2 protein-coding genes are annotated in these 3,602 nt (G+C 34.0%); both read right to left on the bottom strand.

Translation table 11 applies throughout. The features are described 5' to 3' along the window. Positions 1-32: 32 nt before the first annotated feature. Positions 33-263 carry a hypothetical protein gene (locus tag HX088_RS13710; RefSeq protein ID WP_286484461.1) on the bottom strand — a complete coding sequence of 77 codons (231 nt, stop codon included), beginning with the start codon at positions 261-263 and terminating at the stop codon, positions 33-35. A gap of 28 nt (positions 264-291) precedes the next feature. After that, the gene (locus HX088_RS13715) at positions 292-3,249 is read right to left on the bottom strand and encodes a SusC/RagA family TonB-linked outer membrane protein (protein WP_286484462.1); all 2,958 of its coding nucleotides are present in this window, start codon (positions 3,247-3,249) and stop codon (positions 292-294) included. Between the last annotated feature and the right edge of the window lie 353 nt (positions 3,250-3,602).

Below are 3,602 nucleotides of genomic sequence, written 5' to 3' on the forward strand. Positions count from 1 at the left end.
AAAAATAATAAATTTATAAACCAAACACTCTCTTAATTTTTAGAAAGAGGTGTCTCATTTATTTTGACAACATACATTACAAAACCTTTTTCTCTCATATCTGCATATAGGTTAATAAGCGCAGCATTTGTTGTCTTTTTATCCGCAAAAACCAACTCACTATTGTATTGAGAAGTAGGAACATCAACATCCAAAAAGTCATTGCATCTAAAGAATAAGATGCTTATAACGACTGTTAAACTTAACGTATATATATTTTTCATTGTGTTAAATTTTATTATTCTTATCAGACTAAAAGTTTAATTTCATTCCCATTACTATGGTACGAAGAGGAGGGAGAAATCGGTTGTACTTAAATTCGGGATCACCACCTTTATAAGGCGTTAGAGTAAATAGATTTTGACCTTGTAGAAAGATTTGAGGTTTCAAGAAATGATCTTTTAAAGGAATATCATAGGTAATCGAAATGTTTTTCAATCGTATGTAAGAAGCATCCACAATAGAAAGCGTACTACTTCGCATTAAATTATAATTAGCCGCTATTTGAGAATTTTTAGTACTATATGGTTGCATAGGTATACCATAGTCTACTAATTGATTGGTCATAGTACCAGCTATTGCTGTAGGCAAGTACAATTGTCGTTCTTGTTTTACAAACTGAAATAACATATCTAAACTCAACTGTTTGTACCGAATTTGATTGGCAATACCACCATAATAAGAAGGATTAAGATCGACGAGTACAACTCGATCTTTTAGAGAAGTTATTATACCATCTCCATCATAATCATAGAATTCATATTGATTATTTGTAGGATTTATACCTGTGTATTGATAAAGTTTGATGCTGTTAATTGATCGACCGATAACATAAGTATTGGCGTAAGCAGAGCTTTCAAGATCTGGATAAGATAGTAGCTTGTTCCGATTAAAAGATAAATTAACCTCTGTTGTCCACTTCCAATTATTAGTCGTTATATTTTTGGAACCAAGTGTAAATTCCCATCCTTTATTTTCTACTGTTGCAGGTAAATTTCCAGAAAAAGAAGAAAAACCAGTTGTCGTAGGTAGAGCAATACCGACCAATTGATTTCCTGATCTGTTTTGATAATAAGCCATAGAAAAATTAAGACGATCATGTAGAAAACCTAATTCTAGCGCAACTTCTAATTTGCGATTTGTCTCCCAATGATAATTGGGATTATATAACCGAATAGGACTTAAACCAACTGTCCCATTATATGGATTGGATGTTGTTTGATAGTTATCTAAATATTGATAATCTCCAATATTATCACTTCCTGTAATTCCATAACTACCACGTAATTTCCCAAAACTCAACCATGATACTTCACGTAGAAAACTTTCTTTCGAAAAAAGCCAAGCCGCACCAATTGCACCAAAATTAGAATATCTATTCTGAGGACTAAAACGACTCGAGCCATCTCGTCTAGCTGTTACGTTAAGTATATATTTATCATGTAAGATGTAATTCAATCGTCCATAAAAAGCTTGATAACGGTAATTTGTTTTTTCATCTAAGCCTATTAATTGTAAAGCAGCAGTAGACAAAGACAATAACATTTCATTAGAAGGGAAATCGGCGGCAGTTAAATACAGCCTATCAGTTTTTTGATCCTGAAAAGTTGCACCTATAAGAAAAGAAAAACGATGTTGATTCCATTTCTTATCCCAACTTAGTTGAGGTTCTATAATCCATGAAGAACGATTAGTTTGATTAGATTCTACACTTGATGATTCACTACCTTGTCCAGAAGAAGGATTATACATCGTTGACGGAAAAGTTCTCAACTCTCGGCTATGCAATTGGGTAAACCCTAAATTGGTTTTAAAAGTTAATTCAGGTAAAATAGCATAGCTCAACATCATATTAGCGGTTAGATTATCTATTTTTGATAGAAATTTAGACTCTAAACTTGCCAATGGATTGGTCCATGTATTATTTGCCCAATTCAATTGTCCATTCTCATCATATAAAGCAGGTGCATTGGGTGCTAATTCTCTTGCAACGGTTGTTAAATCAGTAGAAGGTTGATTGTTATTTTGATTGCTATAATTACCTGTAAATAAGAAATTAAACTTTTTATCCTTGTAGTTTAAAGCCAAATGAACAGCATTTTTCAAATATTTAAATGATCCTGGATAAACAGTAGTTTCTTCGTGATGTGTACCATTCACGGTATAATTAAAAGCGGTATTACCACCACTTATAGAAGTTTGTATCGTGTTATATTCTGCTGTACCTCCAATTAATTCTTTTTGCCAATCGGTAGATCGGGTTTGATCCCATGTCCCGTTTATATCATAGGCATTTGTAGGATAAGTAGAAATTCCATCATAGGCATAAGCCTGTCTACGCATATCAAGATATTGTTCGGTATTCATCAATTTCAACGGACGTGTAATTTTTCCTAATCCCATCGATGTCCGAATGCTAACCTGTGTAGCACCTAATTTCCCTTGTTTGGTTGTAACCAGTACCACACCATTTGCTCCACGCGAACCATAAATAGCTGTAGCATCGGCATCTTTCAGTACTTCTATACTTTCTATATCAGCAGGATTAATCGTAGATAACGGACTTGTAAAAGAAGGTCTGTTTCCAGAGGTAGATGTGCCTCCAATAGGATCCGAAGAGTAGGGGATACCATCTATAATGAATAATGGTTGATTGGCATCGGGTCTTAAACTATTCTGTCCCCGTATTTTTATCTGAAATCCACCTCCAGAACCACCACTTTCTTGAGTTATTTCTACTCCTGCCATCCGTCCTTGTAGCGTTGCTAAAAAATTATCTACGGGCTGATTTTCTATTTCCTTAGCCGTTACACGTGCTATAGATCCTGTACGTTCTTTGTCTTTTACAGCATAGTACCCTGCATTTATCACGACATCTTTTAGCTGAATTTCGTCGTCCTCTTTTGTGAAACTTATATTTATCACACTTCTATTCAATACCTCTTCTTCACGAATAGGGAAGTCCAATTGTTCAAAAATTAGTTTAGCATCATCATGTTGTAAGGTCAACGCATAGTATCCATTTGCATCAGTTTGCACACTATTCTGTGTACCTTCTTCTGTTACTACCACGCCAGAGAGCAAATGGTTATGATCTTTCACCGTTCCAGTCACGGTTTTTCCTGTTTGTGCAAATAGGGGTGTAGCACAAACCAATCCCAATAGCACACTTATTATATGCCTATTGAGTTTAAAGTAAAATATTTTCATAATTTTACATAAGTTTTTTAAAATTCAACATTAGTTTTAAAAGCCACTCCTTTTCCAGTACATCGCGCCAACTTTGTTTTTGGGAAAGGGGTTTTTGTTTTTTTTACGTTATACGTATTACGTTTTTATTCTTATTTAATACTCAAATTCGTTGTCATTTTTAAAAATGGATTTTGTAATTCTGGGCTTGTCTCAGAATCGTATCCAATATGTCATTTCGAGGTATCGAGAAATCTTTCTATCACTTTTTTATTCATAGCTTATTTATTTTAATTATCGGTATTCATATGCCCTACGGGGAAATGAGCAAAAAAGTAATCAAAAAACTCTTGTCTTTGATTTTCGACGGTCAA

Source organism: Empedobacter sp. 225-1 (assembly GCF_030328185.1).
Classification (GTDB): domain Bacteria; phylum Bacteroidota; class Bacteroidia; order Flavobacteriales; family Weeksellaceae; genus Empedobacter; species Empedobacter stercoris.

Excerpts from the sequence above, each read along its gene's own strand:
- HX088_RS13710 (WP_286484461.1), bottom strand. The coding sequence starts at position 263 with ATGAAAAATATATATACGTTAAGTTTAACAGTCGTTATAAGCATCTTA.
- HX088_RS13715 (WP_286484462.1), bottom strand. The coding sequence starts at position 3,249 with ATGAAAATATTTTACTTTAAACTCAATAGGCATATAATAAGTGTGCTA.